Raw genomic sequence first — 1,117 nt, 5'->3', positions numbered from 1 at the left:
CTGCCACCACGGCGTGGGCCGCGGCCGCAACGTGCCGATGATTTCGCGCCAGCGCGGGCCGAACACCTGCTCCTCGTAGACCGGCATCGCGCCGCTGTCGATCAGCTCGGCGTGCAGGATCGGCAGCAGGCCGTCGGCATCGGCCTCGTCGATGACGAAGGTCAGGTTCAGGTCGTTGGAGGACTGCGAGATCATGTGCACGCGCTCCTTGCCGAACGTGGCCCACACGTCCGAGAGCTTGTACAGCAGCGAACGCATGCCACGGCCGACCAGGGTGATGGCCGCGCACGGCACGATCACCTTGACCTTGCAGATCTGCGACAGGTCGGCCGACAGCGCAGCCAGCACGTCGGTATTGACCAGGTTCTCGGACGGATCCAGCGACACGGTGACGTTGGTCTCGGCCGAACCGATCAGGTCCACCGACAGCCCGTGCTTGGCAAACAGCGCGAACACTTCGGCCAGGAAGCCGACCTGCTGCCACATGCCGATACCTTCCATCGACACCAGCACGATGCCGTTGCGGCGGCTGATCGCCTTCACTCCCGGCACCGGCGCGGCGGCACCGTCAATGCTGGTACCCGGCATGTGCGGGCGCTCGGTATCGAGGATCGCCATCGGCACGCCGGCATCGCGGCACGGTTTGATCGAGCGCGGATGCAGCACTTTGGCGCCGGTGGTGGCGATTTCCTGCGCCTCGTAATAGTCCAGCCGGGTCAGCAGGCGGGCGTCGGGCACGTCCTTCGGGTTGGCGCTGAACATGCCCGGCACATCGGTCCAGATCTCCACGCGGCTGGCACCGAGCAGCGCGCCGAAATAGGCGGCGGAGGTATCCGAGCCACCGCGGCCGAGGATGGCGGTACCGCCGTCGGCATGGCGCGAGATGAAGCCCTGGGTCAGCAGCATGCGTGTGGGCTGGGCGTCGAAGCGGGCCTTGAAGCCGGCATCGCCCTGCCACTGGCAGTTCACCGACAGCCGTTGCGACCAGGCGGTCTGGTTCGGCACCGGCGGCTGCGCATGCAGCCAGTCGCGGGCGTCCATCCAGCCGAAATCCAGTCCGTTGCTGCGCAGGTAGGCCGCGCCGATGCTGGAAGAGAGCAGCTCGCCCTGGCCCAGC

General features: G+C 67.6%; 1 protein-coding gene. It reads right to left on the bottom strand.

Annotation, left to right across the window (positions count from 1 at the left end; translation table 11 throughout):
* The coding region (locus tag JCM9942_RS16515; protein WP_157723020.1) for an aspartate kinase at positions 1-1,117 on the bottom strand (1,117 nt) is incomplete at both ends.

Source organism: Stenotrophomonas pictorum JCM 9942, from assembly GCF_001310775.1.
GTDB classification, from domain to species: Bacteria; Pseudomonadota; Gammaproteobacteria; order Xanthomonadales; family Xanthomonadaceae; genus Stenotrophomonas; species Stenotrophomonas pictorum.
The sequence above is the reverse complement of the archived record's forward strand: the minus strand, read 5'-3'. Positions and strand labels throughout refer to the sequence as shown.